The organism is Pseudomonas sp. MDT1-17 (assembly GCF_054898105.1).
The window spans coordinates 53034-73408 of the sequence record NZ_JBUBVM010000001.1 but is presented as its reverse complement, the minus strand read 5'-3'; the positions used below and the strand labels follow the sequence as shown (position 1 = coordinate 73408).

At 54.4% G+C, this 20375-nt stretch carries 13 protein-coding genes and 6 pseudogenes; 11 read left to right on the top strand and 8 right to left on the bottom strand.

The window, feature by feature from the left end; translation table 11 throughout:
* Positions 1-7 precede the first annotated feature (7 nt).
* Positions 8-145, bottom strand: a pseudogene (locus ACYZTX_RS00280) (transposase domain-containing protein); the annotation flags it as partial.
* Between ACYZTX_RS00280 and ACYZTX_RS00275 the strand changes: the two are divergent.
* Positions 146-475 (top strand): annotated as a pseudogene (locus ACYZTX_RS00275) (IS66 family transposase); the annotation flags it as partial.
* A gap of 81 nt (positions 476-556) precedes the next feature.
* Here the strand turns inward: ACYZTX_RS00275 and ACYZTX_RS00270 are convergent.
* Positions 557-2383 carry a hypothetical protein gene (locus tag ACYZTX_RS00270; protein WP_462032483.1) on the bottom strand — a complete coding sequence of 609 codons (1827 nt, stop codon included), beginning with the start codon at positions 2381-2383 and terminating at the stop codon, positions 557-559.
* A 386-nt stretch (positions 2384-2769) separates the two neighbouring features.
* On the opposite strand from ACYZTX_RS00270, the pseudogene ACYZTX_RS00265 reads away from it, so the two are divergent.
* The 4 genes and pseudogenes from ACYZTX_RS00265 to ACYZTX_RS00250 form a co-directional block, all read left to right on the top strand.
* Positions 2770-2850, top strand: a pseudogene (locus tag ACYZTX_RS00265) (DNA-binding response regulator); the annotation flags it as partial.
* On the top strand, positions 2847-2990 hold the full coding sequence (locus tag ACYZTX_RS00260) for a hypothetical protein (protein ID WP_462032482.1): 144 nt from the start codon (positions 2847-2849) through the stop codon (positions 2988-2990). The pseudogene ACYZTX_RS00265 and the gene ACYZTX_RS00260, both read left to right, overlap by 4 nt.
* Before the next feature lie 78 nt (positions 2991-3068).
* Positions 3069-3278, top strand: a complete 210-nt coding sequence (locus ACYZTX_RS00255; RefSeq protein ID WP_462032481.1) for a hypothetical protein — start codon at positions 3069-3071, stop codon at positions 3276-3278.
* Positions 3278-3505: pseudogene (locus ACYZTX_RS00250) on the top strand (IS4 family transposase); the annotation flags it as partial. The gene ACYZTX_RS00255 and the pseudogene ACYZTX_RS00250, both read left to right, overlap by 1 nt.
* Before the next feature lie 45 nt (positions 3506-3550).
* On the opposite strand, the gene ACYZTX_RS00245 reads toward ACYZTX_RS00250, so the two are convergent.
* Positions 3551-4072 carry a hypothetical protein gene (locus ACYZTX_RS00245; RefSeq protein WP_462032480.1) on the bottom strand — a complete coding sequence of 174 codons (522 nt, stop codon included), beginning with the start codon at positions 4070-4072 and terminating at the stop codon, positions 3551-3553.
* 501 nt (positions 4073-4573) lie between these two features.
* Here ACYZTX_RS00245 and tnpB point away from each other — a divergent pair.
* Positions 4574-4933 carry an IS66 family insertion sequence element accessory protein TnpB gene (gene tnpB / locus ACYZTX_RS00240; RefSeq protein WP_252117532.1) on the top strand — a complete coding sequence of 120 codons (360 nt, stop codon included), beginning with the start codon at positions 4574-4576 and terminating at the stop codon, positions 4931-4933.
* Positions 4934-4949: 16 nt separating this feature from the next.
* On the top strand, positions 4950-6494 hold the full coding sequence (gene tnpC, locus ACYZTX_RS00235) for an IS66 family transposase (RefSeq protein ID WP_462032479.1): 1545 nt from the start codon (positions 4950-4952) through the stop codon (positions 6492-6494).
* A gap of 555 nt (positions 6495-7049) precedes the next feature.
* On the opposite strand, the gene ACYZTX_RS00230 is transcribed toward tnpC, so the two are convergent.
* Together ACYZTX_RS00230 and ACYZTX_RS00225 are read right to left on the bottom strand one after the other, a co-directional pair.
* Positions 7050-8258: an anthrax toxin-like adenylyl cyclase domain-containing protein gene (locus ACYZTX_RS00230; RefSeq protein WP_462032478.1), complete on the bottom strand. Its 1209-nt coding sequence runs from the start codon at positions 8256-8258 to the stop codon at positions 7050-7052.
* Positions 8259-8622: 364 nt separating this feature from the next.
* Complete coding sequence (locus tag ACYZTX_RS00225; protein WP_462032477.1) at positions 8623-9381, bottom strand: YopJ/AvrA family T3SS effector serine/threonine acetyltransferase; 759 nt, start codon at positions 9379-9381, stop codon at positions 8623-8625.
* Positions 9382-10782: 1401 nt separating this feature from the next.
* Here ACYZTX_RS00225 and ACYZTX_RS00220 point away from each other — a divergent pair.
* Together ACYZTX_RS00220 and ACYZTX_RS00215 are read left to right on the top strand one after the other, a co-directional pair.
* Entirely contained in the window at positions 10783-15438 is a 4656-nt protein-coding gene (locus tag ACYZTX_RS00220) for an AvrE-family type 3 secretion system effector (protein ID WP_462032476.1), read from the top strand.
* Between the two features lie 99 nt (positions 15439-15537).
* Positions 15538-15933: a type III secretion system chaperone gene (locus ACYZTX_RS00215; RefSeq protein WP_462032475.1), complete on the top strand. Its 396-nt coding sequence runs from the start codon at positions 15538-15540 to the stop codon at positions 15931-15933.
* Positions 15934-16507: 574 nt separating this feature from the next.
* Here ACYZTX_RS00215 and ACYZTX_RS00210 read toward each other — a convergent pair.
* Positions 16508-16615: pseudogene (locus tag ACYZTX_RS00210) on the bottom strand (transposase domain-containing protein); the annotation flags it as partial.
* Positions 16616-16815: 200 nt separating this feature from the next.
* Between ACYZTX_RS00210 and ACYZTX_RS00205 the strand changes: the two are divergent.
* Complete coding sequence (locus tag ACYZTX_RS00205) at positions 16816-17094, top strand: ribbon-helix-helix domain-containing protein (RefSeq protein ID WP_462032474.1); 279 nt, start codon at positions 16816-16818, stop codon at positions 17092-17094.
* Positions 17095-17191: 97 nt separating this feature from the next.
* Here the strand turns inward: ACYZTX_RS00205 and ACYZTX_RS00200 are convergent, their stop codons facing one another.
* Both ACYZTX_RS00200 and ACYZTX_RS00195 read right to left on the bottom strand, forming a co-directional pair.
* Entirely contained in the window at positions 17192-17596 is a 405-nt protein-coding gene (locus tag ACYZTX_RS00200) for a hypothetical protein (protein WP_462032473.1), read from the bottom strand.
* A 355-nt stretch (positions 17597-17951) separates the two neighbouring features.
* Positions 17952-19110 (bottom strand): annotated as a pseudogene (locus ACYZTX_RS00195) (transposase); the annotation flags it as partial.
* 756 nt (positions 19111-19866) lie between these two features.
* On the opposite strand from ACYZTX_RS00195, the gene ACYZTX_RS00190 reads away from it, so the two are divergent.
* Positions 19867-20280 carry a DUF1120 domain-containing protein gene (locus tag ACYZTX_RS00190; RefSeq protein WP_462032472.1) on the top strand — a complete coding sequence of 138 codons (414 nt, stop codon included), beginning with the start codon at positions 19867-19869 and terminating at the stop codon, positions 20278-20280.
* Positions 20281-20375 lie beyond the last annotated feature (95 nt).

Sequence of the window (20375 nt, the reverse complement as noted above, 5' to 3'; positions counted from 1 at the left end):
GGGTTTGCCGTGGCATCTCTGGCGAGCAGTTCCACGGCAGCAACGCTTTGTAGTCTTCTACCGACGAGGCATGCGGCAACCGCTCAAGTACGTGGCGCAGCCACGGATATGGCTCTTGGCCGTTGATCTTGGCGGTCTCGACCAAACCTGCCGTGCGCAGGATGTGCCGTTGCGCCTGCTGTAAGGTTATCGCGGCTATGTGATGACCGACGATTACGCGGGTTGTAACGCACTGGCGTTGCAACCGGGCGTGGAACGTCTGGCGTGCATGGCGCATGCGCGGCGCAAATTCGTGGAAGCACAGAAGGTGCAGCCCAAGGGCAAGACGGGCCCCGATATCGCCCTGACGATGATCAACAAGCGTTACGGCATCGAATGTGAACTCAAGGATGTCAGCGATGAACAGCGTTATATCGGGTCCCAGGAAAAGAGCCAGCCGATCCTGGCTCAGTTGAAAAGCTGGATGGATAAAACGTATAACGTACAAAACCGTTCCGGGGGCCTTCACACCCCCGGACACGCCGCACCCGCAGAACGCGGCCGGTTGGGCTTTGGTTTAAAAGTAGGTCACGTCGCTTGGGGTTGTGGGTGTCCGGACTGGGGCCTGCGGGTTAGGCGTTTCGCTCCGCTCGGCGTTCCCGTCGCGCGATCTATCATGCGCAAGGAGGAAGGGCGTATAGCCGATCTGCATGACGCCAGCGAGCACGGCATAGCCGGCCCAGTTCTGTTGGGTGGCGCTCAGCCCTAAGTTACCCAACACCGTCCCCGCGGTCAGGATGGCGCCGGTAACAGCCTGAAAAATCGAGGTTCGCATCGCGTTGGTGGTCAGCATCTGATCGAGAAATTGTTCACGCGTGGGAAAGCCAGAGCCCACAATGGGCAAGCGTGGCGTAGCGAAGTAGATGCGCAGACCCTGAAGGTCTTCCGGTGGAATGTTCCTCAGGGCCTCGTCAGCATTTTGACCTGCCGCTTCGGCTGCGGCGCGTGTGCGGGCAATAAGGCTCTGGACCTCTCGGTGTCGTGCGATGGCGGGACGCAGCAGGTCGTCGGCCATTTCGGCTACTGTATTGATCAACCCACGCAAAAGGTCGTGACCCAGTTGCGGTTGCAAATCTTCGATGGCACTGACGACTTTGGCGCGCACGTCGGCAGCCGAAGCTGTCGGGGCAGTGTTGGCAACTGATTGTGCCAAGAGCATCTCCATGAGTGATTCGGCGGCATTCTCGGTGTTCGCAGCGACGCTCATGGGGTAACCAGCCCCCGAGTGGGGAGCTAATGTATCCATCAGCAGACTGGCCATGACTTGGGTAACGCCATAGCCCAGCCCCGCCATGGCTGTTGAACTTGCGCTCAGTGAAGTCGTGTTGTCCTGCAGGGGAATAAACAGCTGCATCAAGTCGCGAACTGTGGTGTAAATGGCTATCTGGAGGCCGAACGAGGCCATTTGTGCAGCAGGCTCCGATCGGTTAATGACAACGGCCGCGGCCAGCACGCTAAGCGAAAGGACGAGCATGGTCCCGCGAGCGAACCGGGACTTATCGGTGGCGGTGTCATTCATCTCTTCGCGTAGGCCGCCCAAAATATTAAGGCACGGCCCGAGCAGCATCATTGAGGCGCCGATCCATTGTCGTGTCTCGGGGGGAAGATCCTCCTGGATAAAACGGCTTTCCAGGGCCATACCGGCTAACTGCCGGAGTACTGTGGTCAGGCCCACGGTGGCCAGATCGCGCAGTACCACGTTGGTGATGTTGGCACCCCAGCGCCCGCCATGCTCATCAAACTGATTACTTAACACGCGGCTGAAAAAGTCCAACAGGGACTGAGCCCTTTCGGCCGGCGGTTGTGGGTTGGCACCCAACTCTAAGACGATATGGTCGATCATCGAGGCCGCGTCTGTGCCAGCGGCGAATTCTTGCGCGAGTTCAAGCTGATCGGCCAGCACAGCTTTTACGGCCTTCACATGGGGCCTTAAATCGCGGGGGGACCCTGGTCTAGCGCCGCTCATCTGCTCCTCAGTGAGACCATCCAGGGTGTCACAAACGGTTTCCATGACAAAGGCCGCCTGCGCGGCAGTCGGACCTGCGGGCGGCAACGTCAGACTCTCTGTATCTGGCGGCGGGCTGGTCTGACAAAGGCTATCCAGGCCTACCCAATGTGTGGGCCTCGTGCCGACGGAAACCAACGAATAACCATGGGTGTGGGCTGCCTGGGCAATGAGACGCTCACCCAGATGCCGGGTGGATTGCAAGTGGTCCCCGCGCGAATGGAATGAGGGTAAGTCCTCTTGGGTGTAGAACACAGCGGTTGTCGCATCCGCTGGTGGCGGGCGTCGCACGATCATCTCCAGTTCGGTAACAATATGGGGGGCAGAACTGATTCGCATCGTTTTCTCCTAGTTGAAATTTTTATTTACCCCAGTCAGGGCGCCTGACCACAAAAGCACACTTGGCGAAACGGGCGCTGTCGAATTTTGCTGATTGGGCGATGCGCCGCAAAATGATTCGCACAAGGAAGTTGCGGTGATGGGAGCTCAGTGCGTTTGGCATGCAGGGGCTGTACGCCCAAACCGCCGAAATTTCCGCGAGCGTTGAATGCAGTACCCGTTGCCTTCTTGCATAAATTAGCAGTAGGTGTTTGCATCACATAAGTCATTGATCGGTCGATATCCGGCCGTAACCAAGCACAAACGAACGTTTGAGCAATGCCATTCACCTTCGAAATACGCATTTAGGGGCTGACGGAAATTACGGCGGTTTGGGCGTAAACCCCAAACTCGAAGGCCTGAGCGGTTTTAAACCGATCTACACCGTGCGAGGCCACGGTTACCTGTTCACGGAGCGCTGTACATGACGAACTCACTGCGTCCTTGGTTGATGCTCGCCGCGCCCCTGCTGGCGATCGTGTCCGTGACCTTGATCCTGCCGCTGACGGGCGAATTGGTTGCCAGCGTGGCGATCACGGCGGTGGCGGCTTTTATCATCACCCTGTGATCACACAGGTTATTCGCCCGCTTTAAAAGAGTTATTCCGCACCATGGATAGCGTAAACACACCCGCAGCACCTGTCTGGTGGCCCTGTTGTTGGCTGCCTGTGGGCGTGAAGACCCGCTGTCGCGAAACATCCGGGTGACTCGCGAACAAGTGCGTGTGGTCGGGAGTGGCTTGATCAATGGCCATGGCGACCAGCCGGGCTTGAGTATCGTTCGGCCCGGTCTGCTCAGCCCAGTGGATCAGTCGCTGCAGCGTCCATTCGGCATGTTCGCGGTGACTTTGGGCTAGCGCCGAGCGAAGTGAGTTTCAAGTTTGCCTGTCGGCACATCGCCAGCCATCTCGTCGTCATGGCTGGAGCAGTGTCGCCGTCACACACACCAAGACGCCTGGAGGAGCTTCGCGGCAGCATCGGCGTGCTTTTCATAACAAAACGCCCCAGACCGGCGAGGCCCAGGGCGGTGAAGATGTCAAAAACCCGGTATCCGGTTAACCGCAAAGCTGCTCCGCTTAAGTGAACAGCATTGCGACGGGCACCGGGCTTGCGTGTCTTGCGCAGACCATTACTGGCCAGCGATCAGCTCCTTCAGATACGCTCCGCGCACGCTGAGCACTGACGGCAACACGGTGAGGTAGCCACCGGTCTCCGGATTGACCAGGGTGCCTGACAGATGAAACAGCGCCTCCTGGTCGGTAATCTCAGCAATGGTCAGGCTGACCGCGGTGGGATGCTCTTGCGATTGGATAAAACTGTTGCCATACAAGTTTGTGCTCAGCAATACCTCGGGATGGCTAAAGCGTTCGCTGTACACCGTATAGCCGGCTTTCATATTCGCTCGTAGCAGGGTGACTTCGAACGTATAGTGACTATTCGTCCGCAGAGCCATCGATACTGTGGGTTGACCGAAGATGTTTCGTCCCACGACTACTCGCTTAACCTTTTTCACCTCGATATGGGCATTTTGTCCAGGGCGACTCAGGTTTTGCGTCGTGTTGTTCGTAGTGGGATCGCTCCCCGTCTCGCTGCAGGCCATGAGCAAACAAGCCAGACCGCTGAGGATCAAGACTTTCATAATACGTTCCATGTGATTACTTCTCCTTGCTTACCTAATTTAGTTTTTTTCCGTGGTTCACCGTACAGTTTTATCTGAGGGTTTCAATCGAAATCGCCAAGACTATTCAAACAGGTAAACGTCTCGTGGAATAGCTCTCGGCCCTTTCAGTCCCGGTGCTTGCGAGTGGACGATAGTGCTAAAGCGCAAGCTTTGCCAAAAGTCATCTGCGCGACCCACCGTACATACGGTTCCGTATACGGCGGTTCCTGCCGACTGACAAACAACGTCAGCGAGTTTGGTTCTGTTGAAGTGTCGCCTGCGGTATCTAAGCGCCCAGACCGGCCCTCGGAGCTTCCGGCTCCTACCGCCTGATGGTCTCGACACCCGATTCGATTTGATGGGTTCAAGGCGATGGAGATTGAGATCCGCGGAGGTGTTGACTTGTTCGTAAGGGATCCATGAACCCCACATTCCAAGCAGATAGCTGACGGCTGATGCTGTGCTCCCGATTTCCATGAGGAGCCCATCACCATGATGCGTCCCAATGCCAGCGTTGAAAAAGTGTACCTCTATCCAAAGCCGGTAGACTTTCGAAAGTCCATCGATGGCCTGGCTGCGCTGGTCGAACTGGATATCAAGGTCGCGGTGTTTGACCCCGTGCTCTTTGTTTTCCTGAATCGCCACCGTAACCGCGTCAAAGTGTTGTACTGGGAGCGCAACGGCTTCTGCCTTTGGCTCAAGCGCCTGGAGTCCGAGCGTTTTAAAATTTCACCTGATGAGGTGGACGAGGCTATCGTGCTGACCGTTCAGGAACTGAACTGGCTACTGGATGGATTTGATCTCTGGCGCAACCGTCCTCACAAGGTTTTAACGCCAAGATTCGTCGCTTGACGGGTATAATCCGGGCATGAATTTGATGCCCGAAGACCTCCCTGATGACCCTATTCTGCTCAAGCAAATGTTGCTTGAGGCACTCAGCCGTCAGCAGGCAACGGCTGAGGCATACCAGACTCATATCGTCGATCTAAAAGAACAGATCAAGTTGCTGCGCGACCGTTTATTCGGACGTAAATCCGAGCAGACCGTTGAACCCAACACGCCTCAACTCGCGTTATTCAACGAGCCCGAAAGCGAGCCGATGCCTTCAATCGGCGACGCTGACGAAGAAGTGGTTGCTCCGACGCCACGTCGTGGCAAACGCAAGCCACTGTCGGCTGATCTGCCGCGCATCGAAGTCATCCACGAACTGCCAGAACATGAACTGACCTGTGCCTGCGGTTGCCGCAAGCATGTGATCAGTGAAGAAACCAGCGAACAGCTGGACATCGTGCCGATGCAGATCCGAGTGATCAAACACATCCGCAAAGTCTACGGCTGCCGTGGTTGTGAAACGGCTCCGGTGACTGCTGATAAACCTGCTCAGTTGATCGAAAAGAGCATGGCCAGTCCGAGCGTACTGGCGATGCTGCTGACCACCAAGTATGTCGATGGCTTACCGCTGCATCGTTTCGAAACGGTGCTGAGCCGACACGGTATCGATATCCCGCGTCAGACTCTCGCTCGCTGGGTTATCCAGTGCGGGGAGCACTTACAACCGTTGCTGAATTTATTGCGCGACCGATTGCTGGAAAGCCCGGTCATCCACTGTGATGAAACCCGCGTCCAGGTACTTAAGGAACCGGATCGCGACCCTACCAGCCAATCCTGGATGTGGGTGCAGGCCAGCGGGCCGCCAGACCGAAAAGTCGTGCTGTTCGACTACACGTCCAGCCGTGCGCAGGACGTGCCGTTGCGCCTGCTGGAAAGTTATCGCGGCTACGTGATGACTGATGATTACGCGGGTTATAACGCATTGGCGTTGCAACCGGGTGTGGAGCGGCTGGCGTGCATGGCCCATGCACGGCGCAAGTTCGTCGATGCGCAAAAAGTGCAGCCCAAGGGCAAGACGGGACGTGCCGATATCGCGCTGACGATGATCAACAAGCTGTACGGCATCGAGCGTGAACTCAAGGATGCCAGTGATGAGCAGCGTTTTATTGGCCGTCAGGAAAAGAGCCTGCCGATCCTGGCCCAGTTGAAAGGCTGGCTGGAAAAAACGCAGCCTCAGGTCACCCCTCAAAGTGTGCTGGGCAAGGCAGTGAACTACCTGGCCAGCAACTGGAGCCGGCTGGAACGCTACGTGGAAGCCGGTTTTTTACCGATCGACAACAACCCGGCAGAGCGCGCAATAAAGCCGTTTGTCATTGGGCGCAAGGCTTGGCTGTTCAGCGACACGCCCAAAGGCGCCACCGCCAGTGCCCAGATCTACAGCTTGGTCGAGACCGCCAAGGTCAACGGCCAGGAGCCCTATACGTGGCTGCGCCACGTACTGGAGCGTCTGCCGCATGCGCAGTCAGTAACCGACTATGAAGCATTGCTGCCGTGGAACTGCTCACCGGAAATGCCACGGTAAACGGGCAGCGCATCTGACGGTAGGTGTGCTTCATGGATCGCATACACTTGTTCGGCACTCAGATTTTAAGGTGTGTCGCGTTTTGTGTTGGCCCATTCCGGCTGTGGGCGACATGAGGTCTACGCCAGGATTCCGGGTCTGCGGAGCAATGGGCCCAAAAACCAACGTAAGCCCTGGAGAAAGTTTGACTTACTCATCCAAGGCGGTGGACATGCAAACTTTGATTAGCGAAGAGAGTTTATGACACGTGTTTTCGGGTGATCACGGCCATTCGATTTGCACGAACGTGTACGTGAACTGTTGGCTGCCAACTTAGGCATCCGAGCAGCCGCTCGCCACGCCGGTTGCTCGACAACGGCTGTTTGCAAAATCCGTGACCAGGTTCAATAAGCCAAATAGCCGAACCAGCTTGGATTTATACGACTATTTCCGCCTGTTACGGACGTTGGAATGGCTTAACGTTTTTTATCTTCCGTTTTCTGAAGCGTCCATTGTTTAAAAACACCCTATTATGCTTTTATCGGCACAAGGATATGACTGCCCGAGTGCCTGGGCTTAACTCTCGCCCGAAAAATATTGACGGTTCTGTAGGGCCGACTTCAATGCAGTACGGGCATCTTCAAAGCGAGGGTTAAGGCTTGGAGTCATCTCCTTCTCCCATACAGGATGCAATGGTACATGGTAGCCTTCGTCCTTTGCGTGTAACACCAACTCCGAAAGTTCATCCTCGTTCTCTATCATACAAATTTGATTAAAACGTCCGAGCTTGATCGGCAAGACGAACGTGGCTGGATAATTGCTTAGCGGATCAGTAACGGGATTTTTTGTGTCCGAGGCATGATGGATAAGTTTTTCACCATCGCCGACCAATGCTTGATTGATGATCGGGATCATATGACGAACACGCTCTGATGTGTTACCAATTTCACGATCACTCTTACGGTAGAAGCTGGTCGGATCGTCATAATCACGACGCAGTTCGGGATGGCTTGGCATTTTACTGTAGTGATCTAGCCGTTCGCGAAATACCTGGTGCGTCACATCAGGCACCTGTAAATTGTCTTGAGGGCCTAGATCGCTAATATGTGGTCCAATCAGTAGTAAATCGTAATCAACCGTGAAAGGTCGTGTGTCGAAAAACGGTGCCAGTACTTCTATTGGTCTACCATTATAAAGTATTCGATAATATACATTATCGTCGCCAGGCTGTCTCCGAGCTTCAAACTCATACTTCTGACCGCTGGGGCCTCTTGCCTGAAAACTACAAATACCATCGGCGTTTTCGAGAGAAAGATGGTCAATCATGTCGTTTTTTAGCAAGTGCTGTAGTCGGCTTTGCGGAACTTCCAACGGCACGGCGATGGCATGCCCTTCGCTAATACATAATTGCGTCTGTTCGTTGGACTTGGATATGAGTTCGTTCGATACATTCTCCAGTTTGCTGAAACCTTGATTGACGCAGATAAAACCTGCCTGCGCCCCCCAAGAGGCGCTCTTTCCTTTGAGATGAAACCCTTTGGTAGGATACCCTTCCGCTATCAACTCTGTGGCCAATTTGTCCACGGGGCGAAAGCCGATGATACTATTGAAGTCTGATGCCACCCGTTGCAACGGGATCAAGTGCGCTAGCACCATGCCTGTTTTATCCCTGAGCGACTCTACCTGCTGTTGCAGGTCGCTAGTGGACGTTGTGTCAGTGACCTCTTGGCAGTCCATGCTGTAATTGCAGGGTGTACAAGGCATGCGATTAAACGCAACAATCATTAGGGCTTACCTCCGGAAAAATATAACAAGGGGGTGATTTTCAGCGGGACAGTTTTGTACGCTAAGACAATGTTGTCTACCAACTCAAAATATCAAGATATTAGACACGCCCACAAGAAGTTGGAAATCATTCACCTATTATATAAGTTTTTGATGGGTTAGCAGTGATTTCTACCAATCGACTATTGTTGTTTTGCGATATGTACATTTCGGGGTTCTACGCCAATTTTGGCACAACGTGTCAAAAGTAATATCATCGTGTAATCAGAGATTTATATTCGGAAATCCTTTTTCTATGGGCCGAAGCCGGCACTTCTTTGCCATCTATTACAACTGAGTTTTTTTCAAACCTTTCAAAGGTAGTTTAATTTTTTTTGTTGATTATCTGATTTTCAGCCCCGGGATTTGAGTGCATGTATTCGTTGAGTCGATTCATGCCTTGTGTGTGCTTGTAAAAAGTTAGGGGTAGATACGTATCCAACTGTTTACGAGGTAAAAAATGGGTGTCCGACCCATATAAAACTCCGTCAATGTTGTCCTTGTGGATTCTTTGTAGTATGTCAGATTCGCGATGAAGTTTCTTGGCTAACACCAGACTAAAAATTCCACATTCAGAGGAGCTTCGTTGAATATCCATTTCCACTGCGGAGAAACAACAATCAGGTAATGGGTAGCGCTCTATTGCCATTTGTGCTCTATATGCCAGCAGTGCCGGGCCCATACTATTGAAATTTGCAGGTTCAAACAATATCAGAGACATCTTATTATTAACAACTTTGTAATCGATGACTGAAAAGTGGATTCCGCCATCCCCAAAGTTAATTATGAACCTGGAAGATTCAATCCTGCCATCGATTGCTTTTTTTATCGCCGTGGGAAGGTCTTGCGGTGTCATGACGAACTCAAGGTTTATTCCCGGGTATTTATTGTTAGCCTGATTTACCAGTGCGGGCATCACTTCAATATCCGCAAGGGCATATTGGGTGTTGATCCAGCTGCCATCGGCGATATCACTTTCCAAACGTGCGATATTAGTTTCTAAAAACTCATTGCTGGATGTGGTGTCGGTTGCTGTTTGTATTGAGTCGCCAACTCTGCTCATTGAAATCATGTTGCCCGTCATATATAAAACTCCACGTTAAAACATTGGCATTGAATATGAGTTTCTATCCGATGGCACCTGGGACCCTTAGTAAAAGCACGACCACTGAAACCGTCCGCAGACATCGCAAAATCGCTTAGGGTGTCATCTTGTTCCCAGCGGGAAACGTCCCCCTATTTGGCCATTCATGAAACGATCGTTTGATGGAAGCCAATCAACCGAGAGTTCGCGGGTGGTACAGTGCAAAACGTATCCAGTAACAGTTCCCATCAAGTTGCTGAATGACGTTGTCTATGCGCACATTGACGCCGTATTTAGTGAGTAAAAATTGTACTGCTAGCAACGGTTTTTGTTCTTGGGATTACAGTGTAAATGTAGTGGACTGTGGTGTGTCTTACAGGAAATGCGCATCCGGTGTTCACCTGAAACAGGCGATGCGGACGCTTGACTGACCTACTGATTGAAGCCGCTTAATCATATACAGCAGTATGGCCGCCATAGGGCTGTCTGGTCGCGGTAGGGTAGGAGTCGCAGGTAACGCCGTCCCTACCGCGCCGGTGCGAGCCCAAGCGAGATTGTCCGCCGCGGCCGCAAGGGCGTGAGAAAGCCCGCCGTCACCGCTGTTAAATTGGAAAAAACGAGGGTGCTGCTGACACTGGGCCAAATAGCCGAACCAGCTTGGATTTATACGATTATATCCGGCGTTACGACCGCAGCAATTGGCTTAACGTGCTTATTTTCCGTTTTATGAGGCGACCCTTAACGGTCATCATGGCTCGTTTGTGTATCCCCTCGAGCGTTGCCATCAGCAGCCTCACGTACTCAGGGTTACTCACTCGCATCGAGGTTGGGTGGCTCGTCTCTTCGTGTAACTCCCGTTCGGGCTTTCTACGGGGGGATCGTTGCCGCTTTTTCGTAAACGCAGGCTTCACGAACGAGGTTCCCTGATCATTAAATGCGGGAGCGAGTCGCTGGGGCTCGGTTGGGCGTCGCAATCAAAAATGGGGTGATTGCCCCATGTGGCCGGGGAAATAGGCTCAGTAACCTGATACCTCGACATTTGATGATTTGTCTTGTGATGCGATACCTGCTCGGTCATTGATGGGGTTCGGTCACTTCATTTCTTTAAATGTGCGGGGCACTGGTCAAGCAGTGCTGCCTGGCGCACGAATTCGCTCTGTCTGATACTCGGGGTACAGCATGTTGCAACTCATTGATCGGTCCACTTTATCCTCAGCCCATCTGCTCGCGGTGCCTGATAAGCCTCATCAAGGATTGAGACAGTATCCGCACCCGCCGACCCAGGGCAGCGCCCAATCTCTGAGGGTTCATGGGCAGCTGACCCAGTCCATTGGCCAGCTGACACAAGGCCTCCAGGCCGCTAACGTTGATGAGCGTGCAAATGTTTCAGACGCGTCGTCCTTGCCTTTTATCCGCAGAAACGCCCTTCGAGGTGAAGCCCGCCGCGTACCGCGACAGCAACAGCCAGTACCGAAAGAGCGGCCGGCCTCGGTGCATCTGGACGCCAAGGGGACACCTCTTTTTCAAGCGTTCAAGTCGACCGCCCTTGGCGATTTGCTGTACAGGGCTTTAGGTGAGTCCGGGCAAACCTATCAGGCCAGCCACAGTGCCGATCTGGATCAGTTCCTGCTGGATGCAAAAGGTCACGTATTGCACCTGAGACAATCCCCTGAGGCGATGTTTGTCGTGCGTAGCAGCCAAGCGCAGGGGAGGGCGGCGGGTCACCCCAATGTTCAGCGCCTCGAATGTCAGCAGGGGGCAGTCCAGGTCGTGGGTGATACTCAGCAAAGCACCCCGCTGGGCACTCTGCCTCGGGCTCATATGGGGTATCTGACAGGTATTCATCAGGATCAGGAGGGGCGGCGGTTGTACCTGCATGAACAGCAACTCTACGCGTTCGATGACCTTCGAGGCGCCTGGGTGCTGTCTGAAGGGACGCAGGACATGAAGTTCAGTGCGTTGCTCGCCCAAGGCAACGGCAAACTGTATGGCCAGGTAGACGGCGCACTGGTCGATCTCTCCAGTCAGGGCATGACTCAAGTGGCCCTGCCCGGCGGCGTCAAGGCATTTTCGGTGAGCGCTGACCAGCACATCGCTGTGTTGAGTGGAGATCAGGATCAAGTCCTGCACCTGATCAATCTTGAACAGGATCCATCGGTCAGTACGCGGTCTGTCACGCTGAAACTTCATGACGGGCTTGCCCAAGCCAAGAGCATCGGTCTGAGTCAGCACCACTTGTTTATCTCGGATACCGAAGGGCGCCTGTACAGTGTCAGGCGCGATGAATTGGATCGTGAGGAGTTGGAACTGCAACCGCAGCAGTACCGTTATTCCAATCACGCGGGTCTGGGCGCCAACCAGCAGGTCGTCGGGTTCCTAAGTGGGAACGAGGGGCAGATCCAGGCGCTGGTCAGCGATCGGGAGCAAGTCCACTCTCATTCTCTGGATGGCGACACCCAGGGTATAAGCAGTGGCTGGAACCTCAGTGATGTCCTGGTGGTGAATACCCGCCGTGGTTTGCCCACCGGCGTGGAGCCGACCCCGACCAATACCCTGGACCTTGGTCGTCTGGGTCGTATCGGCCTCAGCGAGCAGCGGATCAAGTTTTGGGACACCGCCAGTCAGGACTGGAAAGACACGGATATCAAAGAGGTGGAGCAACTGCAGCGTGGCATGGATGGCGAAGCTTATATGATACAAAACGGTACCCTGAAAAAGCTGGGCGTCAGCCGTAAGTCGACCCCCTTGGCATTCGGTGGCAGTCACGCCTTGAATCAGCTTGCACGCTCGACCGCCGTGGCGGTGGGTGACAACGTCGCTGGGCTCGAGGGCCTCACGGTCGTGGCCTTCGCCATGCTCAGCGATAAGCAGTTTGTAGTAATGGACAGTAAGCATACCTTCACTGTCCATCACAAGGACGGCGAGCCCACCAAACTCAAATATACCGAGGGAGTGGGCAAGATCACCTCACTCGCACTCGATGAGCATCATCATCTTTACGCCATGACGGATTGGGGTGAACTGTTCGTGATGGCCAAGGACGACTGGCAAGCGAGCGAACCGCGCGCCGAAGCTGTCTGGAAGTCGGTCGCGATCCCGCCCGGCGCAGAGCTGACGAGCATCCGTAGCGCTGGAGGCAACCGCTTGAGCGCAGCCTTCAGCGATGGAGGCGAACACTGGTCAATGCAGCTCAAGGACGCGACCTGGCATCCTCTGGCAGCTAAACCTGTGGATCAGAATCCATTCGAAGATCTGGCCAAGCGATTGCGCACCAGCGAGAAAGTGATGCGTCTTCCCGGTACCGGTTTGACCGTGCGCGCTAACGCCAACCTGATGGGGCGTAGCGCCATGGAGAACGCAAACACCGTCAGCACCCCTGAGTTTATTCGAGCCAACATCTTCAAACCGACCTGGGAAGTCCCTCGGGTGCTGAAGAACATGGGTCACTATATCCAGCACCAGTACCAAGGTCGAAAAGGCTTGGGGCCCGTTTACGAAAGCGAATCTTCGGTGTTTCAACGCCTGCATACCATCAGCCAAAACCAGACAGCGGCGGCTGATGGCCGGGATTTGAAGTCACGAATTGCCGGCCTGAATCTAGGTCCTGAAGGTCTGGTTCTGCAGCAGGCACTGGAGGCCTTTCGGGGAGCGCTGGAAGACACCAGCCACCGTGCGCTCAAACAGCTGGGACAGCAGCACGGTCGGTCGAAACTGTTGCAGCAAAAAGCAGGCTTGCTGAACATCCATGGCCATGAGTCGGCGCCGTCTCGACGTCGTGATGTCAGCATGAAGCTCAGCCAGCTTTCGCAAAAGCTTAACGTCAACAGTTCCGGGCATGATTTGCTCAAAACCCTGAAAAACTCGCTGACTTATCTGGCGCCAACGGGGCAAAACAGGGCGGATGGATTGCTCAGCACCCTTCAAGCTCAAGGCATGCAGCTTTCTCATCAGAAAGCTGACGTGCCGCTGGGGCAGCGGCGCGATGGCGGCGAAAGCTTGGGGCTGACCAAGGCACGATTGGCTCTGGATACCGTGACCCTCATCGACCTCGTCCATTTTCTGGACGATCTTGAGTCGTTCAGTTCGCTGGCCGACGGTGCGGATCTGAAGACGCTGCAAATAAAATTCGAGGCGCAGCGGGCGGCCTATGAAGACAATCAGATCAGGCAGGTGACGGAGATGGGCTTTACCGATCACGCGAACCTCGAAGCCTCCTACGACGGAATCAAGGCGTTTCTCAACGGGTTCAAAAAAGCCGACCATGCCATCAGCGTCAACCTGCGAGCCGCGACGGGTAGCAAGACCCAAGCTGAGTTGGCCCAGGCCCTCAGGACTACCCTCAAATACTTGAACAGTGATGATGAAATCGCCCTGCAGCGCAGTTATGGGCTGAACCTCAGTACTCCGTCCATCGGCGTGTCCAAATTCGCGCTGGGCCTTTCGCCGAGCGGCGGGGTAAGCGGCGTGCGCAGTTATGCTTTCAACGCCGAACTCGGCGACAAGGGGTTGAAGGTCTGCCTGCAACGCGATGGTTCGGCGTCGGCAACGGTGGGCATTGGCGGCGGCTTTGACTTGTGGCCCGGCTTTTTCAACGCGGAACAAGCGGCCCAGTTCACGAATATCAACCTGGGTAACAACCGTTCGTTGACACCGGCCTTTAGTCTGGGCGTCGACGCCAGTGCCATTTCCACCGTCACGCAACGCAACGCGGTGGTGTTCACAGTCCTTCAGGAAGACATCGATGATTTTGTCGACAATCTGTTCAGCGGTAATCTGAACCCGTTGCAAGTGATGCAAAAGGGTATTGAGCACACGACTCAAAAAAGCTTGCGGTTCAACGTCGATATCAATGCCAGCGGCACGGCAGAGTTTCGCGCCGGTTTCGGGTTATCGGAAAAGGGCAGCTCACCGTTGTCAGCGGCCATGCGTATTGGCGTGGGCAGTACGGTCAACGTCAACCTGCTGAACTATGCAAACCATTCAGTCGAGCAGCGCAATAACAAGGAGCAGACGCAGGAAAGCAGCCAAAATCGCCCGCGCTTTATCAACAGCATAGGCGCGTCAGGCTCTGCCAAGGCACAAATCAACGGTAGCTACAGTACGCCAGAAAAAAACTCGCTGGGCGCCGGGCTCGCGCTGGGCGGAGGCGGCGGAGTGGGGGTGGACAACAAAACCAGCAAACGGATCAAGTTTACTTTCAAAGAAGCCGTGCCCCTAACCGCCAAAAACCTGAAGGAGCTGACCCTCACCCTGGGCGATGCGTTCAAGGATCCGTCCCCACAACAGGAACTGGCGCGACTGGCGGATCGAGATCTGCCGGTCTATAAGGACCTGACCCCTGAGCAAGCCGTGGATCTCCACTTGACGGGCCTGAACAGCTATTTCGCCCTTCACGACAAAAACGACAAAAACGACCGGCAGTATGCCGCGCTGCGCACGTTGCAGCGCAGCAGCCATCAGCATGAGGCGGCCAGGCAGCACTACAGCCTGCTGGACAGCGCTAATTTTGAAAGCGCCTACACCAACCTGTCACGCCTGGACGAGCAAGGCGTGGTATCCAGCATCATGGGGCTGGTCAGCGCACATCACTCCCCGAGTAATGCCCAGAAAGTAGCCTCGTTACTTGAGCAGGACTCGACGCTCCAGTCGCTGATCAAACAACTGCAGGCCAGCACCGGCACGCTGGCCAAGGTACGTCTCGAGCTTAAGGATGGCGTTCAGGACGAGATCCACGCTCGCAGTTGCAACGGCGAACTGTCGCAACAAGACCTGGCGGCGCTACTCAGTGATCGCAAAAACATGCGTATCAAAGCCATTACCGTATCCCAGAGCGCGAGCAAGTCGGAAGGATTTGCGTCGCCGGTGCCCGTTGTCAGCTACAGCAGCAATGCATCACTGAATGTCACCAAGGCGGTGGGCAAGATCGACTTCAGCTATGGCCAGGATCAGGATACACCGCAGAGCTACGCTCTGGAGGGTGAGCTCTCAAACCCGTCTGAAGCTTTCAGTGGCATCGTCGGAGCCTTGAAAAAAGAAGGGTTTGAACTCAATCGCTGAGTGGCGACCCGTGCTGAAATTCTGATTTTTTGGGGGGGGCTGCAACAGCCCCGCCCAAGGCTTTCCATCACTGTGCAGGTTGCCCCTTAAGGAGACACAATGGCCAGCGCCCATACAACTATCCAAGCCCTCATTGGCCATCTGGCCAATCAACTGGGTACCCCCCTTACCCTGCAGAACGGTGTCTGTGCACTCTATGACAACGATCATCAAGCGGCTGTCATCGAGATCGGGGAGCACGGCGACAGTGTGATTCTTCATTGTCGACTGGGTGCACTGCATCCAGAGCAGGACAACCTGAAGCGTCTGCTGTGCATGAATTTTGATGTCGCGCTCCTGCGTGGCTGCTGGCTCGCTTTGGATAATGGGGATGTGCGGCTGTGCATCCAGCGTGAACTGAGCTTGCTGAATGAGGACGGTTTTTGTCATTTGGTCAGGGGTTTTATTGCACAGACTCGGGAAACCCGCTCTGATCTCGCTCACCTTCTGGGTTGATTATGACGCCCAACGTCCGGCAGCCTATCTGGCTCGGCTGAGTTCGTTCAAGTACAGGGGTGGTGACTGGTTCCGATCAAAATTGGGTTGTCAGTGGCGGGAAAATTTGCTTCGAGGCCTCACAGGTCTGGCGTACCAGGGGCGTTGTGCTCTGCGGGCTGCAGGATCGATTTGACAGGATCCTGGAAGCACCCGGCCACCGCCCGGCCGGTCAGCGACCCTTGGGCGGTAGGTAAGGTGCTGGCGGCAGCGTGTGCAGCACATAACTTGTATTTTCCTTGGCCCATTCTTTCAAGCGCAGATTTTCTTGACGCAGCTCTTCTTTCTCTTTGAGCAGTATCGAGAACGTCAAATGGGCGCTGCCCAGTTGCTGTTGAACCTGTTCAACAACAGGTAAAGCGCACGTGTCCCGATCATAAACTCTATCTCGCTTTTTGTACTCATGGTCTGTTCAAGCAGGGTCACCAGTTAATTTTTACTTTCAAACTACGTGGCAGTTTTTATCCGCATCGTTCAATCCAGAAGTCAGGAGCGCCGATGAGTGATAGGCGCCCAGGCATCCCGTCTTGCGTAACTAAACGACTAAACGCCATTTATGCGGAAGTAACTCGGAAATCTCACTTGCCCGCTGCGTCGGCAAGCGTGTGAGGACGTCCTTCAAGTAGGCGTATGGATTCTTGCCCCAACGGAACTCGAAACACTCATCCCAATTGGGGTCATGCGGGTTGCGGCAGCCTTGATCTTGATTTGCCGCACGATTGGCGTATCCGACTCCAACCGCAAGGTGTGTTCCGGCGGTCTGGAAGACTGCGCCGCCGGTGGGAGGTGGCCGGAAATTGTACGATGGAGCAGGATTAAATCCTGTTCTATGGAGGGTTTGTCATGCGCAGTACCCAGCAATTCAGTATTACCTTGCCCAATCAGATGGCCGACGTTGTGAAAGCCAAAGTCGCGGCCGGCGAATACGCCACGGAAAGTGAAGTCATCCGCGACGGCCTACGCGCCCTGCTGGCGCGCGACCGAGCGCTGGAAAGCTGGCTGACCAGTCAGGTAGCTCCAGCTTTTGATGCACTGAAGGCGGACCCATCGCGCGCGCTCAGTATTGACAAGGTGCGCGAGCGCTTGGCCAACGAGCATCAGAACGCCACAGCCAAATCCTGATGGCGTACGACGTTGAGTTTTCTCCAGAAGCACTGGAGCAGTTGGCTGCGCTTTATCAATACATTGCCGAAGCGGCAACGCCGGAGACCGCCCGGCGTTATACACCGCCGCGATCGTCACCTGTTGCGAAGAATTGCGGACGTTCCCGCATCGAGGCAATCAGCGAGACGACATTCGCCCCGGTTTGCGGATTACCCACTATCGCAAACGTGCCGTGATTGCCTTCGCGGTGGTGGGTATTTTTTACGCTGGACAGGACTTTGAGGCCGCGCTTCAAGCGGAGTTGGAGGGCTAGAAAAATCGGGTCGCCTGCGTTTTTTGAGATTTTTCTTACGCTGGTTCTGCCGTCGGACGTGAGTTTGCACTGCAAGCGTTTGAAATATGAAATGTCGAGGGGAAAATGCAGTAAGCGTTGTTTGGCGGGGCCTCTAGCGGTGTTCTGTTTTGCCTTCGGCCGCCGGTTTGTCGTGCCTGAACTGAGCTGTTCATTTTTGGAATACACGCCAAAACTGCGTCTCCCTGTTTCGACCGCTCTAGTCCGGGCCTTTGCTGTTTTTTCCTCCGAAGCTGCGGGCGCTGCGATCTGTGCAACGGTTTTGCAAAAAACTGAAAAGCCTTTCCAAAATTGAAAAACGCCCTAACCCGCCAAAGCCCTTAGCCTGGCTGACCGGGAGGGATGTTTGCATCACCCAAATCTCTTCACAAAAAAAATGTACAGAGCCCGTCGGCGGTAGGGGGAAAAGTGCGTTTCCTTGGACGTTTTTCTTTTCGCGCAGGGTTTCCCTAGCTCATGCAGAAAACCGATGTCGTGCTGACCAAAAGCCCACAGTATTGGTTGTGAGGTTGTGTAGTGGTCAACTAATCCCGGACACGACGTTAAGTTTTTCTTCCGCCCGAGCTGGCGTCAGCCCACCGTTGAATTGATGGGGTCGAATCCAGTTGTACCGATGCATCAAGAAATGGCTGATATCGAGCTGGGCTTCTTGAGCAGTTCTGTAGCCCACGGTCGGTATCCATTCAGTTTTCAAGCTGCGGAACACGCGCTCCATTGGCGCGTTGTCCCAGCAATTCCCCCGACGACTCATGCTCTGACGCATGCGATAACGCCACAGTCGCTGGCGAAATAAACGACTCGCATACTGCGACCCTTGATCAGAGTGAAACAGCAGCCCCTGAGGCCTTCCCCGTTGTTCGTAAGCCATATCCAGCGCCTTGATAACCAGCTCGGCATCCGGCTTTTCCGATAGCGCCCAGCCCACCACCCGGCGCGCGCAAAGATCCATCACGACAGCCAGATAGTGCCATCTCCCCTGAGCCCAAATGTAGGTGATGTCGCCGCACCAGACCTGGTTGGGTGCCGGGACATCGAACTCTCGATTCAAAATGTTCGGAATATCCAGCCGTTCAACCGTCGCTCGTTTATAGGCATGAGAACCTGGTTGTTTGCTCACGAGGTCAAGCTCGCGCATCAAGCTGCGCACTTTGAACCGACCAAGTTGCTCACCATCGTCACGCATCAACGAGAGAATGCTACGGCTGCCGGCAGCGCTGCGACTTTGTGAAAACAACTCGCTCACCGACTGCGCAACCGAAGCCGTTCGACACCAGGCGTTCGGCGCTGGAGGCGGTGGGCGTAATAACTTGATCGATTGATCTCAAACACTTTGCACAGCCAATCAATCGGCTCATGGACGCTCAGCTGATGGATCAGCGCGTACGCTCGTGATCTTCCGACATCAAGAGCGCGGTAGCCTTTTTTAGTATCGATTTTTCCCGTTCAAGGCGGGTAATTCGGGCTTCCAACTCCTGAATTTTTTGCTGTTCCGGTGTCAGCGCTTTGCTCTGCGGGGTGACTCCTTGGCGTTCCTGCTGAACTTGGTCGACCCAGCGGCGTAGTGCCGACTCGCCGACGCCGAGTGAGCGGCTGGCTTCGATGTAGCTGTAGTTTTGCTTGAGCACGAGGTCGGCAGCCTCGCGTTTGAATTCAGCAGAAAAGGAACGGCGTTGTTTGGTCATCTGACACCTCGATCTGGCGAGCATTCTCGCCTAAATGGGTGTCCGGTTTCATTAGACCACTACACTGCGCGAATCCCCGCGAAAACGGCGGTACCAGCAAGATGGGCTATGGGGTGAGAGGTTTGGTTAGCGCATATGGGGCGGACCCCTCCTGTTCACCGGCGGCCTACTGTCCATGATGACCCAGGAATCAAGGGGTTCATACCTGTCCGCGTACCGTTTTGGTTCAAGCCTGTCAGCACATTTGGCTTGTTGAGCATGACGACGTTTAGCAGAGGTTCACATATGTTGGTCGTAGCCGCTCGTTCCTAGCCCCTCACCACCTTTGTGCTGGTAGATTCCGCTTTCCCTCACGGGTAGGCGTACCGAATAATCGGCGGGTACATTGTCCCCAGAACTTCACACCGAGCTGTTACCGGCCCCGCATGTCCGGGTAGGAAACGGTTGATGGAACACCCGGTTTCATCAGGAGAAAACTCTCCAGTAAAACAGAAATTTAGACGACCTCAGGTCGCACTGTTCCGTTGCTCCCCAAACCCCCATTACAGCTCCTTCGATCAGTGGAAGTGGCGTGGGCCACGGATATTTTCATGCTCCTGTGGAAGTTCCAGCGACGCAAACGAGGCACTCTCCTCGGGGAGTTGGTCACGGTTGCTGTGCAGGATCGATATTTTAATCAGAGCAGTATATTAGGCGGGCGGGCTGCCTGATTAAAAACGATGAATCACATTGATTTATTTTCGAGTGGAACCAATTGTGCGTATCATTTTCGGTGCAAAAAATAACCAATGCATGAAGGTTGCGAAGGTATCTATGAAAAAGCAAACAATCTACCGCACGCTTGCCGCTGCACTACTAATGTCTTGCGCCAGTGGCGCGATCGCGAGCGAGTCGGCTGAACTTTCTGTGAGGGGTGAGATTGTTCCAAGCGCTTGTTCGGTGAGTATTCCTGGCGGAGGTGTTGTCGACTATGGCACATTAAGTTATACGGACTTAATTAGCGATAACGGAGGGTTCATGACAAAAGATGATAATAAGTTCAAAATAAATGTACAGTGCACGGCGCCTGCGAAAGTTACTTTAGCCTTTATTGACAATAAGCGTGAATCCCTGCCTAGTCTTAGGGAAGGTCTGAAGTACCCACCGATTTTTGATGCCCTCACTACTTGAGGCTCAAAAAATCATAAGTCGGCGAAAATCAGGCCTTTCTTGTCCTTAATCCACGGTTCTTTCCTCTAATTGCACTGTTTCAGGGCAATTGGCCC